This is a genomic window from Zoogloea sp. GDB6, from assembly GCF_056724105.1.
The window spans coordinates 5,181,918-5,198,803 of record NZ_CM161497.1 but is presented as its reverse complement, the minus strand read 5'-3'; the positions used below and the strand labels follow the sequence as shown (position 1 = coordinate 5,198,803).

General features: G+C 59.2%; 18 protein-coding genes. 9 read left to right on the top strand and 9 right to left on the bottom strand.

From position 1 onward, the window contains the following. Positions 1-225 precede the first annotated feature (225 nt). Positions 226-1,641: an IS66 family transposase gene (gene tnpC, locus AC1PQG_RS23670; protein ID WP_481120182.1), complete on the bottom strand. Its 1,416-nt coding sequence runs from the start codon at positions 1,639-1,641 to the stop codon at positions 226-228. 75 nt (positions 1,642-1,716) lie between these two features. Here tnpC and AC1PQG_RS23665 point away from each other — a divergent pair, with 75 nt between their 5' ends. Further along, on the top strand, positions 1,717-2,007 hold the full coding sequence (locus tag AC1PQG_RS23665; RefSeq protein ID WP_481120181.1) for a hypothetical protein: 291 nt from the start codon (positions 1,717-1,719) through the stop codon (positions 2,005-2,007). A 127-nt stretch (positions 2,008-2,134) separates the two neighbouring features. On the opposite strand, the gene AC1PQG_RS23660 is transcribed toward AC1PQG_RS23665, so the two are convergent. Together AC1PQG_RS23660 and AC1PQG_RS23655 are read right to left on the bottom strand one after the other, a co-directional pair. Continuing rightward, positions 2,135-3,310, bottom strand: coding sequence for a GGDEF domain-containing protein (locus AC1PQG_RS23660; RefSeq protein ID WP_481120180.1), 1,176 nt, complete (start codon positions 3,308-3,310; stop codon positions 2,135-2,137). Between the two features lie 306 nt (positions 3,311-3,616). Beyond that, positions 3,617-3,811 (bottom strand): hypothetical protein, encoded by a 195-nt coding sequence (locus AC1PQG_RS23655; protein WP_481120179.1) that lies wholly within the window; start codon positions 3,809-3,811, stop codon positions 3,617-3,619. Between the two features lie 293 nt (positions 3,812-4,104). Here AC1PQG_RS23655 and AC1PQG_RS23650 point away from each other — a divergent pair, with 293 nt between their 5' ends. The 3 genes from AC1PQG_RS23650 to AC1PQG_RS23640 all read left to right on the top strand — a co-directional run bounded on the left by AC1PQG_RS23650 (position 4,105) and on the right by AC1PQG_RS23640 (position 6,748). Further along, on the top strand, positions 4,105-5,691 hold the full coding sequence (locus AC1PQG_RS23650) for a DUF4139 domain-containing protein (protein WP_481120178.1): 1,587 nt from the start codon (positions 4,105-4,107) through the stop codon (positions 5,689-5,691). A 45-nt stretch (positions 5,692-5,736) separates the two neighbouring features. Then, on the top strand, positions 5,737-6,357 hold the full coding sequence (locus AC1PQG_RS23645; protein ID WP_481120177.1) for a hypothetical protein: 621 nt from the start codon (positions 5,737-5,739) through the stop codon (positions 6,355-6,357). 127 nt (positions 6,358-6,484) lie between these two features. Beyond that, a complete protein-coding gene (locus AC1PQG_RS23640; RefSeq protein WP_481120176.1) occupies positions 6,485-6,748 on the top strand; it encodes a hypothetical protein in 264 nt (87 codons plus the stop codon). 179 nt (positions 6,749-6,927) lie between these two features. Here the strand turns inward: AC1PQG_RS23640 and AC1PQG_RS23635 are convergent, their stop codons facing one another. Continuing rightward, on the bottom strand, positions 6,928-7,074 hold the full coding sequence (locus AC1PQG_RS23635; RefSeq protein WP_481120175.1) for a hypothetical protein: 147 nt from the start codon (positions 7,072-7,074) through the stop codon (positions 6,928-6,930). Positions 7,075-7,904: 830 nt separating this feature from the next. On the opposite strand from AC1PQG_RS23635, the gene AC1PQG_RS23630 reads away from it, so the two are divergent. Beyond that, positions 7,905-8,519: a hypothetical protein gene (locus AC1PQG_RS23630; protein WP_481120174.1), complete on the top strand. Its 615-nt coding sequence runs from the start codon at positions 7,905-7,907 to the stop codon at positions 8,517-8,519. 349 nt (positions 8,520-8,868) lie between these two features. Here AC1PQG_RS23630 and AC1PQG_RS23625 read toward each other — a convergent pair whose 3' ends face one another. After that, the gene (locus AC1PQG_RS23625) at positions 8,869-9,507 is read right to left on the bottom strand and encodes a transposase (RefSeq protein WP_481120173.1); all 639 of its coding nucleotides are present in this window, start codon (positions 9,505-9,507) and stop codon (positions 8,869-8,871) included. 722 nt (positions 9,508-10,229) lie between these two features. On the opposite strand from AC1PQG_RS23625, the gene AC1PQG_RS23620 reads away from it, so the two are divergent. Then, a complete protein-coding gene (locus tag AC1PQG_RS23620) occupies positions 10,230-10,787 on the top strand; it encodes an NADAR family protein (RefSeq protein WP_481120172.1) in 558 nt (185 codons plus the stop codon). Between the two features lie 258 nt (positions 10,788-11,045). Here the strand turns inward: AC1PQG_RS23620 and AC1PQG_RS23615 are convergent, their stop codons facing one another. After that, positions 11,046-11,246: a hypothetical protein gene (locus AC1PQG_RS23615; protein ID WP_481120171.1), complete on the bottom strand. Its 201-nt coding sequence runs from the start codon at positions 11,244-11,246 to the stop codon at positions 11,046-11,048. Positions 11,247-11,383: 137 nt separating this feature from the next. Here AC1PQG_RS23615 and AC1PQG_RS23610 point away from each other — a divergent pair, with 137 nt between their 5' ends. The 3 genes from AC1PQG_RS23610 to AC1PQG_RS23600 all read left to right on the top strand — a co-directional run bounded on the left by AC1PQG_RS23610 (position 11,384) and on the right by AC1PQG_RS23600 (position 13,203). Next, a complete protein-coding gene (locus AC1PQG_RS23610) occupies positions 11,384-11,893 on the top strand; it encodes a hypothetical protein (RefSeq protein WP_481120170.1) in 510 nt (169 codons plus the stop codon). Positions 11,894-12,319: 426 nt separating this feature from the next. Continuing rightward, the gene (locus AC1PQG_RS23605; RefSeq protein ID WP_481120169.1) at positions 12,320-12,739 is read left to right on the top strand and encodes an ankyrin repeat domain-containing protein; all 420 of its coding nucleotides are present in this window, start codon (positions 12,320-12,322) and stop codon (positions 12,737-12,739) included. Positions 12,740-12,843: 104 nt separating this feature from the next. Continuing rightward, the gene (locus tag AC1PQG_RS23600; RefSeq protein ID WP_481120168.1) at positions 12,844-13,203 is read left to right on the top strand and encodes a hypothetical protein; all 360 of its coding nucleotides are present in this window, start codon (positions 12,844-12,846) and stop codon (positions 13,201-13,203) included. 631 nt (positions 13,204-13,834) lie between these two features. Here the strand turns inward: AC1PQG_RS23600 and alr are convergent. The 3 genes from alr to AC1PQG_RS23585 all read right to left on the bottom strand — a co-directional run bounded on the left by alr (position 13,835) and on the right by AC1PQG_RS23585 (position 16,878). Then, positions 13,835-14,959, bottom strand: a complete 1,125-nt coding sequence (alr, locus tag AC1PQG_RS23595; RefSeq protein WP_481120167.1) for an alanine racemase — start codon at positions 14,957-14,959, stop codon at positions 13,835-13,837. A gap of 80 nt (positions 14,960-15,039) precedes the next feature. Further along, positions 15,040-16,452: an amino acid permease gene (locus AC1PQG_RS23590; RefSeq protein WP_481120166.1), complete on the bottom strand. Its 1,413-nt coding sequence runs from the start codon at positions 16,450-16,452 to the stop codon at positions 15,040-15,042. Positions 16,453-16,503: 51 nt separating this feature from the next. After that, positions 16,504-16,878: a RidA family protein gene (locus tag AC1PQG_RS23585; protein WP_481120165.1), complete on the bottom strand. Its 375-nt coding sequence runs from the start codon at positions 16,876-16,878 to the stop codon at positions 16,504-16,506. Between the last annotated feature and the right edge of the window lie 8 nt (positions 16,879-16,886).

Below are 16,886 nucleotides of genomic sequence, written 5' to 3'. Positions count from 1 at the left end.
CCCGCCCCCCGTTTGGCGACGGGGAGCGGAAATGCCCTTTGACAAAGGAGTTTCGCACCATGGCTTTCCGTGTCCTGGCGTGCGCATGCCCGCACGCGTCTGTTTCTGTTTCGATCCAATTCCCATCCGCTTGCCCGACCTTGCGGGGTCGGCCCAACAAGGGGAGGGCGCCGCAATGGTAAGCATTCACCCCCGCCTACTACTGCTTGAGGGGTATGGGGTCTTTCAGGCGGCTGCGTGCTGCGCACGGATCTCCTCCGGCACCAGCGAAGGGGGCGAAGTGCCGGCGAGCCAGGCGCTGAGGGCCTGGGTCATGTAGTCGAACACGTTGCGTCCCTGCAGCCGACAGGTCTGCACCGCCGAGAAGGTGTGCTCGATGAAGCGTAGCCCTCGTCCGGAACGCGTGAAGTAGGACAGCTTGCGCCGGATGACGAATCCACGCAGAGCCCGTTCAGCGGCATTGTTGGTGGGCGCAACGGCCGGGTCGTCCAGGAAGTGCCACAGCGCCGGCCACAGGGCGAGCAGGTTCCGGCAGGTCTTGGCGGTGCGCGAGCACGAGCTCTGGTCTGCGGCGGCCTGTAACTGGGTACGGATTCGCTTCTGCAGCCAGCCGTAGTGTGCCGCCGGCGCACCGGCGCCTCGCCAACGGAACAGCGTGAAGCCGTAGGCTTCGAGCCGCCGACCGATCCGTCCGGGCAGGCCTTGGCGCAGCCCGATCCGTGCAAAGTCACGCAGCAGGTGCGACCAGCAGACTTGGCGCTGGGAAGAATCGATCCAGGCATAGCCGGCATAGCGGTCGCTGACGATCATGCCTTGCGGCTCTTTGCCCAGAAGTGCCTGAGCGGCAAGCTTTCCGCGCGACGGATCGACCCGGAAGCCCGCGCCCCACGGCGTGACCTGGGCCCACAGCCACATCAGGGACGTGTGGCTCTGGTGCGAGGTTTCGTCCGCGTGGCGCACGGGCGCGCGTGCAATCTCGAGGTGCAGTTCCCGTACTGGCGCGGCCAGGGCCTGCGCCACATGGCCGTGGGCTTGCGAGATCGCCCCAAGACTGAAGCGAACCCCCATCACCTGCCCGAGCAGATCCCGGACCTTGGCTTGCGAGAGGTGGAACTGCCCAGCCAGCGTCCCCACGAGGGCGAGCGCCCGCGGCCCCAGCTGCCCACGCGGCACACCCGTGGGTAGGGCGCCGTGGTTCCGGTGACCGCAGCCCGTGCAGCAGCCCCGCTCGCGCACATACTCGGTGATCTCGGCGGTAAGCGCAGGCACCTCGAACACCTGGTGCCGGATCGGCTTGCCCTCGTCGGGCACAACTGCCGCACCACAGTTGGGGCAGGCCTCGGGCGGCGCACAGCGCACTTGCCGGTCCACCTCGTCCGGGGCCAGCATGGCCCGGAAGCTGCCCTTATGGCCCGCCTGGCCACCGAGGCTTCGTCCGCTCTTCTTTCGGGTCTTGCGCGGGAGCGCTCCGGGACCGTCACCGGACGGGGGCTTGGATGAATTGCGGGAATTGACCTTCAGTTGCTCTTCGAGTCGCGCCAAGCGCTCCAGCAGCGACGCGATCACCGCGTGGCACGCCTCGACCGTTGCGGGAAGCGGTGGCTCACTGGGCGGCGGGTCTGAAGGAGAGGACGGCTTCATGTCATGTGCGTTTTATCACAAGACAGGCTGCCTCGGGGGGAGTGTCACAACCGGGGGGCTGAATGGTTACCCGCAATGAGCACGCCGATGTATTTCCCCGCGCCCGGAGGCCGCCTCTACGTGCTTGCCGACGATGCGGACACGCTTACCCTCACCGACCAACTCAGCGCCCGACAGGCACAACTTCAGGCCCTGCTCGCCATGACCCGCGGCAACGCCGGCGATGTCTTCCGGCGCATGGATGCGGAACTTCAGGAGAACTATCTGTGGGCCTGCGGGATGATCGCGGACGAGGCGCGGGAGTTGATGGCGCTGATTCAGCGTCGGGAGAGCGGTTGGTGCGCGAGGGCTGAGATAGAGCGCTGAACGCCCGGCGCCTCAGTTGAAAGGGACGGCAGGACAGTAGCGGTACGGGCCTGCCAACTGATCTGTTGCGATTGATGATCTGGAGGCTGCTTCTCGGCCTTTGCTGCCGTTCAGTTTGAAGTAAAACTCAGTCAGCCATTACGCAGTTTCTACCATTTTCCTTGGCGCGATAAAGTGCCTTATCGGCTCGGATAAGCCAGGTATCGATCGATTCGTTGGCCTTTATTTGTGCAACGCCGAATGAGGCAGTAATCGTCAAAGGCCGAGGATGCTCTAGCAGAGGGGTACTCGCCAAATAGCCACGTATGCGCTCGGCGAGACTCAGTGCAGAGGGTAATTCTGTCATCGGCAATATCAGCAAGAACTCTTCGCCTCCATAGCGTCCGAAAGTATCGCCTAATCGTATTTTCGACTCAGTCCGTCGGCTGAAGGCAACCAGTACCTCATCGCCCGAGGCATGCCCAAACTGGTCGTTGACCTGTTTGAACCGATCGATATCAATCAAAACGATGCTGCATGGATTTCCATAGCGCCTAAAAAGATCCAGTTGCTGCTTCAATTGATCAACGATGAAATGCCGGTTGTACAGGTCAGTCAAACTGTCGTGAGTGGCTGTAACACTGAGCTGCCTATTCAGTTCATCAAGCTCATTGTTCCGCATTTCCAGTTGTAGGGAGATTCGTCGATTCAACACTAACTGTTTCGCACCATCGACGAACTGTTGGTAAGCATCCCACCCAAATTGGAGTGTGACCAGCAGCAGTATGGTGGAGCCAGTAGCCAGCTTGATATAGATCGGGTCGCCCAACCAGAAGTAATAGCAGATCGGGATTATTAGTACGCAGAAGGTAAAACCGAACGAGGTACGAAATGAAGGTGCCGTATTGACAATGCCTGCGGAGGAGACGGCAACCAACACCACAAAGATGGTCATGTCGTGAACCAAGGAAACAGGCCACGCCACATGGAAGAAGATCACAGCGGATCCCCAGCACAATCCCTGCAAGGAGCGAAGGGCGATCTGCAAGTTGTGCCAATAGCTTATCTGCTGGTTGGGGAGTGGGCGCTTTATCAGACGCGAAGTCAGAACGAAGGTAATGGTATCTGGCAAGGTATTGATGATGATCCAGGCCAGCACGAGCTTCGCCGCCACGATCTCGTGTACCAGCCAGAAGATGAATCCTGTGCCTATCGGCGACAACATCGTCGCCTTGCGAGCACGCTCAAACAGAGCAGTCACGCAAATAGCGTCAACCTCCAATTGATCTTCGTGGGTGAGGCTGACGGCTGGTTCCTTGTCCATTTTTGTTGATTCTTGGGATAACAGTCAGGAGTCTAATCGCTTATTCTCGTCCGGTACCAACGCAAATCAACTAGGTAGCTGGACTCCGTGAAGCTAACCGGGTGATTTAGTCGTCCTGACCGAACCGGCGCAAAGACAGTTCCTGTATTGGGATCGACTCACTCCACGTCAGCGAAAATGGCCACCACAGCCACGAATGGCAGCTTTTTCTTCCGACAAACGCGAACTTCATAGGCCCGTTGGCATAGCGGACGTTCGGCAACTAATTTGCAGCACTCGCGTTCGCGTAAAACGCCGAATTAGGAATTATTTTCTCCACATAGACAATTTTTTCGCTAGGCACTGTGGCCCTGCCACCATCGAAGCAAGTGTTGGCAAAGCCACGCAACTCCAAATATCAAAATTGCAGAAAAACCGCTGAATTGCATTTGGGTCAGCATCGTAAATTTCTGCGATGGATTCCAGAGCAGTTGCCGGGCTTTCACTGTTGAGATAAGCCATAGGATTTCCTAAGGTTGAAGTAAACGTCGATTTTGCAGGGTTTCTCTGGTTCGCAATGAGATAGGGCTCTGCCCAACGCTGCTCCAAGTAGCAACTGAACTGCCCGCCGCTTCTTTGTGCGCTTGTAGATCAGGGGGGCGACTCTCGAGGCCGTTCCTCTAGACGGGCCAGCGCCCCATAATTGCCATGCAATTTGAATTGCAGCAAGATGCGCGCATGCACTGCAGCTATCGTCCGATAAACATTCAGACAATTCGAGGGATTTTGCCATGGGACAATTTACGTGGGCGTGGATGAAGACGGGTGCCGTCGTCTCTGCGCTCGCTGCACCGGTGGCTTGCCTCGGGGCCGAACTCGCAGCCCCGATCACGGCTGTAGCCCTTTACCCTGGCAGCGCAACGGTAGTGCGCACAGCGCAGGTTGCACCGGGCATGACACAGCTTGTAGTCGCCGGCCTGTCCGCACAACTGGACCGTCAGACGCTGAGGGTGGAAGCCGGATCTGGTATTCAAATCGGTGAGATCGTCGTGCAGGAGACCGCGACGCTCCAAGCAGCCAATCCGGCCGAGGCGGACCTGGAAGGCAAGATACAGATGCTCCAGGATCAGGTGGCTATCCTCGATGCTGAAGCCAAATCGGCGGAAATCGTGACGGGTTACCTGGAGCGATTCGGCAGCAACGGAACGGCGAGCGATCACCCGACCACAATCATCGACGGCAAGACACTGGGCGCCATCATCGATACCTTGGGACGGGGCGCTCAGGAGGCGTTTGCCAAGATGCAGCGCATCGCAGTGCAAAAGCGCGAACTCACCAAAAGGATCGATGCACTGCAACGGGACTTGGCGCGGCTTCGTACAGGCGCCAAGGACACTCGGGTGGTCACGGTCAACCTAGTGGCGGATCGACCAGGCACCCTGAAGATCTCCTACCAGGTCAATAACGCTGGATGGAAGCCCGCATATCGTGCGGGGCTGGATTCCGCATCATCTAAGGTTGAACTGGAACGCTTGGCAACCATTTCTCAAAAGACAGGTGAGGACTGGCGCAACGTCAAACTCTCTCTATCGACGGCCCAGCCCGAACTCTCGCCACAAGGCATCGCACCCCAGCCTTGGCTGCTGTCCTACTCGCCACCGCAGAAGTTTTCAGAATATCGGGCTGCTCCCGCCGCCGTTGCGGCCCCTGCACCGATGGCGGCAAGACGAAAAGAGGGGGATCAGGAAGAAGGCTATAGCCCGCCGACCTTCGAGACCAACAGCACCTTTGCGACCGAATTTGAAGTGCCGGCGCGGGTGACTCTAGCGGCTGATGGACGCGAAACCTCCGTCGTCTTGTCAAAGCAAACCTTGCCGGTTCGGCAGGAAGTGCGGGTGGTGCCGCGGTTCGACCGCGCTGGCTTTGTCAGTGCCGAAGCCGAGCGGCCACCAGGCGTCTGGTTGCCCGGCAACATGCAACTTTACCGGGATGGCAGCTATGTCGGATCGAGCCATTGGGACCCCAAGGCAGCGGAGCGCTTTGTAATTCCTTTTGGTCGAGACGAACTGCTGCGGGTGACGGTTAATCCGGTGAAAAGCATCTCCGGGGCAACGGGAATATTGGAAAAGCACAACGAGCGTCGTACAGGCGATGTATTTGCGCTCAGTAGCGCCCATAAGACACCAGTGGATGTGCTGGTTCTGGAGTCGTCCCCGGTGAGTACGGCGGACGAGATCAAAGTGAAAGCAATGTTTGATCCGAAACCGACCGTGGAAGCTTGGGAGCAGCAACAGGGGGTGGTCGCCTGGAAGAAGACTCTGGCCCCATCTGAAACCGCAACCTTTAAGGTCGAGTACTACATCGAATACCCGAGGGAGGGCAGCATCTATGGGGTGCGCTAGCACTCATGCTTTGGGTGTCAGCTCACGGGAAATCGAGGAATCTTAATGGGCGTCTGCCGACTTCTGAACTCGGCCAGGAGCGGCCGGTCGCTGCCCCGTCCGGATAGCAGCCATCCGGGCGAAGCGGTATGCTATCAACCTATCGGTCAACACCGCCTCCAACTTGCGCTTGAAGGTTCCCTCCGCGCTTCACGCCCCGGCGGAGGGTTACTTCAAACATCGGGCCTGAAAACTATGCGTTCGTGGCACGATTTCCACATCATCGGGTATTCGGTAGAGAGTAAGCGCCAGACGCTCGCCTTCAATCTGGAGTGGCCGTATGAAACGGCCACGGACATCCAGAAAGTCAAACTGTATTTTTCGGGTATCGAATCCTACTATTTGGAGTACGACCTTGGCGGGAACATTATCTACTCTTTTGCCGAGGTGCCTCTTCGTCCGTTCCTGGAGCACTGGGCAAATCGTTTTGAGAACGAATGTAAGTGGGGTTGGCCAAGATTCTGGCGTTCAAAGCCCTATCCGGTTCGGCCTGCCGAAATAGAGCTTGAAGAGGCATTCGAATATCTAACCCAGAGACAGCTCAAATGCGTTGAGCTCTCAAGTTCGTATGGGCTCAGCGGCTGGGTCCTGGCACAATCCAGTCATCATGTACCTGTTGAAGCCTGACCTCCGGTCCGGCGGATCTGCCGAATACCCAACCTGGCTTGTTCTGTGCCACCCGTGGCTGCAGTCTGCTTACCTATAACGTTGGGCATCACATTCGGAGCGCTCGTTCATCCGATAGAGAACAAACATGTCGAATCCATTTCTCGGCCGGGCCGCCATCGTAGACATCATCAAAAGCCGCGAGCGGACGAACGCGATCCAAAAGCGAGAAGGTCTGACGGAGCACCCGGTGCGGTTCACGGTGTGCGGCTGTCCCGACCCGAACTGCGGCGGTTGGCACACGATCGAAACGGATCGACAGGTCCCGACATCAGATGAATGCGTGCAAATCCTCAAGGCGGATAACGCGGCGCGGAAACGCATGAGGCGTAAGAGCGTCAAGGCTCCGTAGGACTATGCAGGTGGTTGTTCTTGTCCAAGCGGTGAGGCCCAACCAGTTGCTGCAGCGGACGGCTACGCCGCCCGCTGAGCGCGAACGTTATGCCTATTAGAACCGTCCCAATCGCCCCCGCGCTAGCCGTCCCAAGCGAATCGGACATTGCTTCCGTGCGCTTCAACGGCCAAAGCCTCTCAATAGCGGTTGCTCGCGAGCCACTCGAGGGTGATCGGTTCCGTGGCCTTCGCGTAACTTTTCAATCTGTCCAGGGCTTCCGCCTTCTCGATGAATCGGACTTGGCGCAGTACTGGGTAGCCCCAGGTTTTGTTCGCGGTCATCATGTTCTGCTCGTTACGTCTGGTGGTTGGGGTGCCGAGGAGGATCTGAGGCAGGGCCTTGAAGTTCGCCGTCGCGAATGGCTCGTAGTAACCGGAAATCGCTGCCTGAACGTCTTTGCGAGTGAGGATCCTCAAATCGAGGAAGGCGTCTACGATACTGAGGCATAACCATTCATTCCAGCGGACGCCTAACGGCGTCCGCTGAATTCAAACGTTAGCCGCCATATGTCAAAGTCTGCGACTCAGTATCCCTTTGCTCCAAAGTCCACCCGGCTACTCAGACGCGGTCAATTCTGGGCCATCCCCTTGGCATCCGGACAATTTGGCGCCGGTTGCGTGGTAGGAATGCACTCAAGAGCAGGCAAGGCCAGCCAACGCATGTTCATCGCTGGCGTAGTTCGCTGGGTCGGTACGCATGCGCCATCCGCAACTGACATCGAGAACCGCCCGCTGGTCGAGTTTGCATTTGCTCATCTAAAGGCAATCACCGAATCCGGCGGGCTAGTCCTCGGCGAAGCCCACCTTCAGTTCGCCGAGGCTCCGGCTACAGCTGAGTCGCTGTCTTTGCCTACGTGGGGCTTTGGCGTGCCCAGGCTACTTGCAGAAGGTCTAGCGAAGAATGGCGGCTAACCCTGCGGTCAACACGGACCTTGCGCATAAAGCCGCGTAAGGCCGTTTAACTAATGAGGCTTCCGTGGTGCGTATGTCATCGGGGCCGGCGCCGACGGGTGCCATAGTAGGCCGGATAGATTCCTGCAGGCTTGTCCATCAAACCAACAGCACATTCATCGTGCAGAATCGGGGGAGTCCATAGATCAACGTTAGGCCGCTGAATGCGTGCTCTGCTCGCAGCAATCTTCGTTTTCGGAGCCATGCTCGGAACCGTGGGATTGGTCAACTCCTACTACCCCACCGGTCCAATGCCGTGGTGGGCCAAGCTGGCCCCGGGCGGAGTGCTCCTTCTGGCCTTGCTCGCCTCGCTTTTTCTGTTCAATCGAGCTGGCTTTCGTCCGAGCCTTCGGCGCAAGTCACTAGAGGAACAACTCGCTGAGCTGGATGCGAAGGGTCTTCTTCTACGCCAGCCCTTTGAGGCCCGCCGCGCCTTTTGTGTCAACGAGTTCGAGGACGAGGGCCCGCACTACTTCACCGAACTTAGTGACGGTCGAGTTCTCTACCTCAACGGCCAGTACTTGTACGACTACGAGCCGATTGAGGACGATCCCGAACTCAACCAACCTCGTGCATTTCCCTGCAGCAACTTTGAGGTCCTGCGCCACAAAGCCGCCGGCTACGCCATCCATGTTGCATGCGGAGGGCAAGTACTAGAGCCTGAGGTGATCGCCGCACCATTCACCCGACAGACACTTCGCGCCGGGATCCCAGAGGATGGCCAAGTCTTTGAGGTTGGAAGCTATGAACGCCTCAAGCAGCAGTTCGCAGCGGCCTAACCCTTTCTAAGGACTTCCCCGTCAAGCACCATTTTCCAATGACCGGCCGCCAGGCCGGTTTTCCTTTCCTGCCTACCTGCTTTTGTTTCCTAACCTCTGCACACACGCGACGGATCGGACAGACAGACTGCCTCTCTCTAATCGGCCTTGATCGGGTCTCGCCCGGGGCCATGCGACTAACCGCACCAGCAGGCCTCAATCGTTCATCGGCGGGATCAGGGAAACAGGGATCAGCCGTTTCCCTCTTTGATCCGCCATCAGGTTAGCCAGGCTCTCTGCTGGTCGGTCTGACCTGTTCGTCTATCGTTGATGTGCAGCTGCCATTGCTCGGTTGCGCTCAGGCCCGTTGTCAGGCCTGTGGGTTGTAGGATTCGCCCTTCGCCAGCACTGCCCACAGTTGCCGGGCATGTTTGTTGGCGATGGCGACCAAGGTCTTGTGATAGCCGATCCGTCCGTTGAGTACGACGATCCACTGCTGCAGACGAGTCAGTTTTTCAGGGGATTCACGCCGTTGTTTCCGGAGCGTCGTAGCCAAGACGCTGCGCGCGCCTTGCACGAGCAGGGTGCGCAAGTAGTCGTCGCCTCGCCGGGTGATGCGTCCAAGCTTCGTCTTGCCCCCGCTGCCCGACTGGCTGGGCGTGAGGCCGAGCCACGCGGTAAACTGGCGGCCATTGCGGAATATCGATGCGTCACCCACGCCGGCGCTCACTGCGTCGGCGGTGATGAGCCCGACGCCGGGCAGATCGTTCCTCCACCCACCCCACGCGCAGACTGTGCCAGGCCCAGACGCTATGCTGTGCGGCCACCAGTGGTGGGCGCTGCCACACGCTTCCATGCCGATCATCGTGCCCGTGGGCAAGGTGCCGAGCCAGGTCAGAAAACCCGCCCGGTTGAATTCCCGCCGCTCCACGATCCGACCGGCGCAATCCGCAACACAGGCCACGAAGACGTTCTTTGCCAGATCCACACCAACCATCGTAGTATCCATTTTGACTTCCCTCCTCACCGTTCAGATTGAGCTTCAGCAATTCGATCTTGGCACTTGGATGCCGGGTGGCAAGCCCACCAGGTGGGTGGGGGAAGTCCTTTTGTAGTCGTTCGAGAGGGACGCTACGCCGGCAAGCCGGCTTCGCGCCCCTCGACTCAAACGTTGGGCGTCATGAAATTTCTTTTCCTTAGGCAACCTCCGAAAGTCCAATCAGTCTGGCGGGCGGTGCTAGCCGGAGTCGTGGCGCACCCATTGTTCATTGTCATTCTGAGCGCCGTGTATTGGGCTCTGCGGCCTTTCGTTTGGGCAGCTATTTATTCCGAGCCCTATCGTCCGCCTCCTGGGCCGTATTCGCCCAACAGCGGAGAGTGGCTCTTTGTGCAAGGCATCAGCCTCTGTGCCTCGGTAGTAGCTGGCGTCGCCGCGGCTTACTGGTCGCCACCGAGATCAAGGGTTCCAATCGCTCTTCTTATTGCTTTTGCCGTTGTGGCATTGCTTTTTGGGCAATTCCCGTTTGACGCATCGCTCTTCCGCAACGCTTTGTACGCCTTGCACATGCCAGCGGGCCTCGTTATCGGGTCCGCATTTCTTTGGCGTAGGCGGGCGGCCGAGGACGGTAGGTAATGGCAAAGGGCTCTCTGTATTTGGCTCTGACGCCCAACCCGGTAGTCAACCGGACCTGCGCGAAAAGCCGCGCAGGCCGGTTACCCACGTTAGGCGTCATGACCAAGCCTGCGCACGAGGCGGACCCGCTCGAAGAACTCCGCTCTCGCCACAACAGTGGCGAGAAGTTGAAGTACTTGTTCTTCTGGGGCCATCAAGCAAGAAGAACCGGCGTCGGACCATGGTGCTTTAGCCAGTGGTATGTCGCTCCGTTCGATGTCGATGGCAAGCACTATCCAACCGCCGAGCACTTCATGATGGAGAGGAAGGCCGCGCTGTTTGGGGATGAGAAGACGGGAGCACGGATCCTTCAAGCCTCAAATCCAGGAGCAGCAAAGGCGCTGGGCCGGCAAGTCCGCGGCTTCGACGAGGCAGTCTGGCTAGAACACAGATTCCCAATCGTTGTCCGCGCGAACCAAGCGAAGTTCACGCAGAACCCAGAACTTGGCCAGTTCCTTACGCAAACCGGCTCCCGCATTCTTGTCGAGGCAAGCCCCATCGACCAAATCTGGGGTATTGGCCTCGCGCAAGACGATGAGAGGGTCCATAACCCAGACCAATGGCTCGGTCTAAATCTACTTGGCTTTGCGCTCATGCGGGTTCGCAATGACGCCTAACCCTTTCTAAGAACTTCCCCGTCAAGCACCATTTTCCAATGACCGGCCGCCAGGCCGGTTTTCCTTTCCTGCCTACCTGCTTTTGTTTCCTGACCTCTGCACACACGCGACGGATCGGACAGACAGACTGCCTCTCTCTAATCGGCCTTGATCGGGTCTCGCCCCCGGGGCCATGCGACTAACCGCACCAGCAGGCCTCAATCGTTCATCGGCGGGATAGGGAAACAGGGATCAGCCGTTTCCCTCTTTGATCCGCCATCAGGTTAGCCAGGCTTTCTGCCGGTCGCACTCGCCGATCCGGGCATCCAGCGCATCAAGTTGGTCGCGCACGCTCTGGATCAATCCACGCAGGACCGGTGACAAGGTAGTGTCGAACTCCCGCCGCTCCACGATCCGACCGGTGCAATCTGCCACGCAGACGTTCTTTGCCAGATCCACACCAACCGTCGTAGTATCCATTTTGACTTCCCTCCTCGCCGTTCAGATTTAGCTTCAGCAACTCAATCTTGGCACTTCGATGCCGGGTGGCAAGCCCACCAGGTGGGTGGGGGAAGTCCTTTTGTAGTCGTTAGGCACAAAGTTTTCGCGGAACTCAAATGAACATTTTTCGCGTTGTATTCGGAATAATGCTTGGAATCGTCGCAAGCATACTCATGGGGGTCGCAAATGCACTAAATCTATCGCAGACAAACAGGCTCAGGGAAGCGGCTCTTCTTCTTGCCTGTCAAATGTACGCAATAGGCGGTGGTATTGATGAAGGTGCTTCTTCACTCATTGAAAGCTGGGGGCCTTCGGCTATACATCTCCTCCATTTGCTACGGCAGCGAGGGCAAATACCTCAAAATTTGGCGCATGCGGCTTATGTCCTTGACACGGAGGACAATACCTCGGAAACGTTGCAACAAAAATTTTCACGCGGCGAAATAATTGACGGTGTGGCTTTCAAGCCAAACCAATCCGTATTGATTGTCAATGGTCGGAAGTCCGGAGCTATCGGAAAAGTAGCCGGGCTTTATGACTTTCATAGCGAGCCATTATATCGGCTTGAGGTCAATGGAGGAGAAGAGTACGCCTATCAGTCAGAAATTAAGGCTGAAAATGTATAGCGTCAATACTGAAATACAACAAAAGCACTGGGTCACTTTCGTCGTTGAGAGGCCGCTTTCACAGGCCTCGATTGCTCTTTACATGAATCGCATCGTGGCCTCTGCGATTTTTTTATGTCATTCTCCACCGAGCTATTTGCATTTCAGCCATGTCCAGCTGGAACGCACCCGTGCGCTACACCTTGGCAGGTTTTGTTTTTGGTTGTCTTGCCAAGCCTCGTTTTGTTCGGCCTCGCATTGCTTGCAAAACGAAAAATTCAACGGATGTGGCTAAGGCTCAGCACGGTTACTCTTGTTGGAGTTTTTTGGTTATTTTCGCTACTTGTTCTTCTTGCCGCATTTGGTGCATTTCTCGCGCCGTGCTCTGGTAGTTGCTGGTATGGTGCCTTCAGTTAAAGCGCGGCCTAAAACCAAGTTAGGCAAACAATGATACGCAAAACTCCGAAGAAGAACGAACGCCCGGGTGTGGATCGCATGGGGCGAACGGAACTTCACTATGCTGCTCTGGATGCTGACCTGGCTAAAGTGAATGCACTATTGCTCGCTGGTGCAGACCCTAATGCCATGGATGACAATGGATTTAGTCCTCTGCATTTTTCTACCCAGTCAAATAGTCTTTCCGTCAGCGACGCATTGCTTCAAGCCGGAGCGAAAGTTGACTTGACCGACGCTAATGGCAATACACCACTCTCAATAGCTGTTTTCAACTCGAACGGTGGTGGAGAGCTAATTGAGCTACTGCTGGAGGCTGGTGCTGACCGAAATAAGGAAAACAATTACGGCGTCTCTCCTATTGGTCTTGCTAAATCAATCGCCAACTATGATCTTGTGCAATTCTTTAGTTAGCGGGCGCACATTGCCTAACAATGCGGTCAAGGCCAGCTCCCTTCGGTCGCTGGACGCTGCGCGATAGAGCTCCGCGCAGTGCCCCTTACCTAGGTTAGGCTGGAATGGAAGTCTTCGCTTTTCGACTCCTCATTTTCACTGCGGCAACAGTTCTGGCCGCGTGCTCTCGCGCTCCGGAGGTGACCGTACTTTCGCGTACAACCTCTCCCCACGGCACGTACACGGCCGAAGTACGCGAAGTTGTGTATGGCCCCCACTTTGGCGGAGAGTCTCCAGCAATCGAAGTCTGGGTAGCTCGCGGCGGGCAGTCAGAGCAAGTGTTGCAATTGCCAGAAGAAGGGAACGCGATCGTCCCCCGCTGGAACGGTTCTGCCCAGCTAGTACTCCAATTCAAAGGCAGCAATGTGGCAACCAACTTCAAGGCATCATCTCTTGGCACATCCATCAAGCTGGAAAAGAATTGAGCTTTCAAGAGCCTAACACTGCAGTCGAGAGGGACAGCTTTCCTCAAAGCTCAACGGCAATATTGGGTCGAGTGCCGCCATACGGCGCCAAAGAAAGCAGACCGTCATCGCTGAGCCGACTCCAATGACTGCTGACCAGCAGATACCAGCCGCTGATGCGGCACCGGTTCTATGTCTGCAAAGGCCGACGACGACCCGCCGCCTCAACTTTCTACACTCGTCACTCATCGCCCAGAAGAGTCCGTGCCGCGCCAAGCCGGCAGGCGCGATCTCTGAACTTCATCAATGCCCCGCCCCGTGGGGCTGCCTTGCGAGGAACAGGCCCAGCCCCACGATGAGGCCGCAGTCCTCCCGAGCCCGACTGTCATCCCTCGCATTTGAACCCTTGAAGCTCCGATTTGAACTCCTGCGGCACTGAGTTCCGCGAGTTCATCTTTTCGTTGAACAAGTTCAACCCGGACTTGAACTTGTTTAAATCCGGACATCGAAAGTTCAAGTCCGAGCCCCGACGGTTTAAATCCACGGCTCACGGGTTCAAGTCACGGCATCGACAGTTCAAGTCTGTGCATCTCGAGTTCAAGTTTACGGATCTCAAGTTCAAGTCCGGACCGCAATGGTTCAACTCGACGCCTCAAACGTCTTCCCCGCCACCTCCGGTGTAGCGGCGTGCATAGCGGCGTCCCAGGCTGGTCAGGATCTCGTAGCCGATGGTGCCGGCCCGGGCGGCGATGGCGTCCACGCCATTCAGCGGGTCGGCGAGGTCGAGCAGTTCGCCTTCCGCGATGCGTCCTTCCGGTAGGTCGGTGATGTCGACAATGAGGGTGTCCATGGAGATGTTGCCGATGAGGGGCAGCGGGATGCCATCGCAACTGACGGTGCCGCGGTTGCTGAGGCTGCGCAGATAGCCGTCGGCATAGCCGACCGCCACGGTGGCGATGCGCGAGGGGCGTGGTGAGGTCCAGGTGTGGGAATAGCCGACCGCTGTGCCGGCGGCGATGGTGCGCGTCTGCAGAACCTTGCCCTGCAGGCGGATGACGGGCCGCATCGGGTTGGCCTGCCCGGCCACCGGCGCAACGCCATAGAGCGCGGCGCCCGGGCGGACCAGGTTGAAGTGGTAGTCGTCGCCGAGAAAGATCCCGGAGGAGTTGGCGAGGCTGCCGGGGAGGCCGGGCAAGCGCGCCATGGCTTGGCGAAAGCGCGCGAGCTGCAGGGGATTGGCCGGGTTGTCCTGCTCTTCGGCACTGGCCAGGTGGCTGATGATGAACTTCAGCGAGAGCCCCAGCAGCAAGGCCGGGCTGCTCGCCACGCGTTCGAATTCGTCGGGGGCGAGGCCGAGGCGGGCCATGCCGGTATCCACCTGGAGAATGGCCGGCAGGACGGTATCCAGGTCGCGGGCGAGGGCTTGCCAGGCGCCGAGTTGCGGCAGGCTGTTGAGGACGGGAACGAGCCGGTGGTGGACGAACTCGCGCTCGTCGCCAGGGTGGGGCCCGTGCAGGACATAAATGGACGCATCGGCGGGCAAGGCGGGGCGGAGCGCAATGCCTTCGTTGAGGTGGGCGACGAAGAAGTTGCGGCAGCCGGCGCGATACAGCGCCGGGGCAACCCGCTCGGCGCCCAGGCCATAGGCGTCGGCCTTGACCACGGCGGCGCATTCCGCACTGGCCAGCCTGGCTTTGAGGCTCCGCCAGTTGTCGCAGAGGGCGTCGAGGTCGATGCTGAGCAGGGCGCCTGCCCTGATGGGGTGCTGGTCGGTCATGCCGGGGTCCTTCGAGATGAGGCGTGAGTGGGCGGTGTCGAGCGGACCCGCCGAGGGGGTGAGGGCGGGTCCGGGTGGAATCAGGCGTTGGTCACCGCGAGCTGCAGCTTTCCGGCCTTGCTCAGCCGATAGCCGATGCTGAGCAGGGCGAACCAGGCGGGGGCTACGTAGAGGGCGACCCGCGTGCTGGGATCGAGGGCGAGGAGGGCGCCGACGGCGACCATGAAGGCGACCACGATCCAGTTCATGTAGGGGGCACCCGGCATGCGGAAGGCCACCGCCTTGGCTTGCCCGGCGGCCACGGCCTTGCGGTAGCCGAGGTGGGCGATGACGATGACCGACCAGGTCCACAACGCGCCGATGAGGGAGATGCTGGTCACCCAGACGAAGACTTCCTCCGGCACGATGTAGTTGAGCACCACGCCGATACTCATCAGGGCCGCCGAGAAGGTGATGGCGTTGGCCGGCAGGTGGTGCCGGTCTACCTTGCCAAAGGCTCGCGGCGCCTGGCGGAACTGGGCCAGGGTGTAGAGCATGCGGCCGGTACTGAAGATGCCGCTGTTGCAGGACGATGCCGCCGCGGTGATGACGACGAAGTTGATCAGCCCGGCCGCGCCGGGAATGCCGATGCGCTCGAAGACGAAGACGAAGGGGCTGACGCCGGGCTTGAGCTCGCTCCAGGGCACGAGGGCCATCATGACCACGAGGGCGCCGAGGTAGAAGGCCAGGATGCGCCAGATGATGCTGTTGGTGGCGCTCGGCAGGACCTTCTCCGGGTTCTGCGCCTCGCCGGCGGTGACGCCGATCAGTTCGACCCCCTGGTAGGCGAACATGACGATCTGCAGCGTCATCACGACGCCCAGGATGCCGAAGGGCATGAAGCCCTGGTGGCTCCACAGGTTGGAGAAGCTGGCCGTAGGTCCGAGGGGCGTCAGGTCGAAACAGATGATGGCCAGGCCGATCAGGATCATCGCGACGATGGTGACGACCTTGATCAGCGCGAACCAGAACTCCAGCTCGCCGAACAGCGCCACCGAGATGCGATTGACCGTGTACAGCACGGCGAGGGTGACCAGCGCCGGTATCCACTGGGGGACCTCGGGAAACCAGTAATGGATATACACGGCGACGGCCGTGATCTCGGCCATGCCGATGGTCACCCAGGTGAACCAGTAGGACCAGCCGGTGGCGAAGCCGGCGAAGGGCCCGATGAACTCTTCGGCGTAGGTGGCGAAGGAGCCGGCCACCGGGCGGTAGAGCAGGAGCTCGCCGAGGGCGCGCATGATGAAAAAGATGATCAGGCCGCCGAGGGCATAGCTCAGCAGCAGCCCCGGCCCGGCAACGGCAATGGCCCGGCCGGCGCCCAGGAACAGGCCGACGCCGATGGCGCCGCCGAGGGCGATCATCTGGATGTGCCGGTCCTTCAGGCCACGGTGGAGATCCCTTGCCTCGTGACGCCCTTCCTCGGCAAGCAGTGTTTTGACATCTGTCATGACAAATTCCTTTCAGTCCGGCCCCGCCGGATCAGACGATGGGACGCGCCGTCAGCCCAGGCGGGCGATGGCTTCGATCTCGACCTGGACGTCGCGGGGCAGGCGGGCCACTTCGACCGTTGAACGGGCCGGCTTGTGGGCGCCGAAGCGGCGCTCATAGACGGCGTTGAGGCGCGCGAAGTCATTCAGGTCCTTGACGAAGACGGTGCATTTGACGACCTGGGCGAGGGACGCGCCGGCCGCCTCCAGCACGGCGCTGAGGTTGTCGAACACCTGTTCGGTCTGGGCTTCGATATCGGTGGCGAGCAGCTCGCCGGCGGCGGTCAGCGGGATCTGCCCCGAACTGAACAGCCAGCCGTCGACAACGATGGCCTGGGCGTAGGGACCGATGGCCTGGGGGGCTCCGGATGTGGCGATGACGTGCATGGTGGTGT

Coding starts and splice junctions, on each gene's coding strand:
- AC1PQG_RS23655 (WP_481120179.1), bottom strand. CDS start 3,811: ATGGCTTATCTCAACAGTGAAAGCCCGGCAACTGCTCTGGAATCCATC.
- alr (WP_481120167.1), bottom strand. CDS start 14,959: ATGACCGACCAGCACCCCATCAGGGCAGGCGCCCTGCTCAGCATCGAC.
- AC1PQG_RS23665 (WP_481120181.1), top strand. CDS start 1,717: ATGAGCACGCCGATGTATTTCCCCGCGCCCGGAGGCCGCCTCTACGTG.
- AC1PQG_RS23585 (WP_481120165.1), bottom strand. CDS start 16,878: ATGCACGTCATCGCCACATCCGGAGCCCCCCAGGCCATCGGTCCCTAC.
- AC1PQG_RS23615 (WP_481120171.1), bottom strand. CDS start 11,246: ATGGATACTACGACGGTTGGTGTGGATCTGGCAAAGAACGTCTGCGTG.
- AC1PQG_RS23660 (WP_481120180.1), bottom strand. CDS start 3,310: ATGGACAAGGAACCAGCCGTCAGCCTCACCCACGAAGATCAATTGGAG.
- AC1PQG_RS23605 (WP_481120169.1), top strand. CDS start 12,320: ATGATACGCAAAACTCCGAAGAAGAACGAACGCCCGGGTGTGGATCGC.
- AC1PQG_RS23620 (WP_481120172.1), top strand. CDS start 10,230: ATGACCAAGCCTGCGCACGAGGCGGACCCGCTCGAAGAACTCCGCTCT.
- AC1PQG_RS23645 (WP_481120177.1), top strand. CDS start 5,737: ATGGGCGTCTGCCGACTTCTGAACTCGGCCAGGAGCGGCCGGTCGCTG.
- AC1PQG_RS23610 (WP_481120170.1), top strand. CDS start 11,384: ATGAACATTTTTCGCGTTGTATTCGGAATAATGCTTGGAATCGTCGCA.
- AC1PQG_RS23625 (WP_481120173.1), bottom strand. CDS start 9,507: ATGGATACTACGATGGTTGGTGTGGATCTGGCAAAGAACGTCTTCGTG.
- AC1PQG_RS23600 (WP_481120168.1), top strand. CDS start 12,844: ATGGAAGTCTTCGCTTTTCGACTCCTCATTTTCACTGCGGCAACAGTT.
- AC1PQG_RS23635 (WP_481120175.1), bottom strand. CDS start 7,074: ATGATGACCGCGAACAAAACCTGGGGCTACCCAGTACTGCGCCAAGTC.
- AC1PQG_RS23640 (WP_481120176.1), top strand. CDS start 6,485: ATGTCGAATCCATTTCTCGGCCGGGCCGCCATCGTAGACATCATCAAA.
- AC1PQG_RS23590 (WP_481120166.1), bottom strand. CDS start 16,452: ATGACAGATGTCAAAACACTGCTTGCCGAGGAAGGGCGTCACGAGGCA.
- AC1PQG_RS23630 (WP_481120174.1), top strand. CDS start 7,905: ATGCGTGCTCTGCTCGCAGCAATCTTCGTTTTCGGAGCCATGCTCGGA.
- AC1PQG_RS23650 (WP_481120178.1), top strand. CDS start 4,105: ATGAAGACGGGTGCCGTCGTCTCTGCGCTCGCTGCACCGGTGGCTTGC.
- tnpC (WP_481120182.1), bottom strand. CDS start 1,641: ATGAAGCCGTCCTCTCCTTCAGACCCGCCGCCCAGTGAGCCACCGCTT.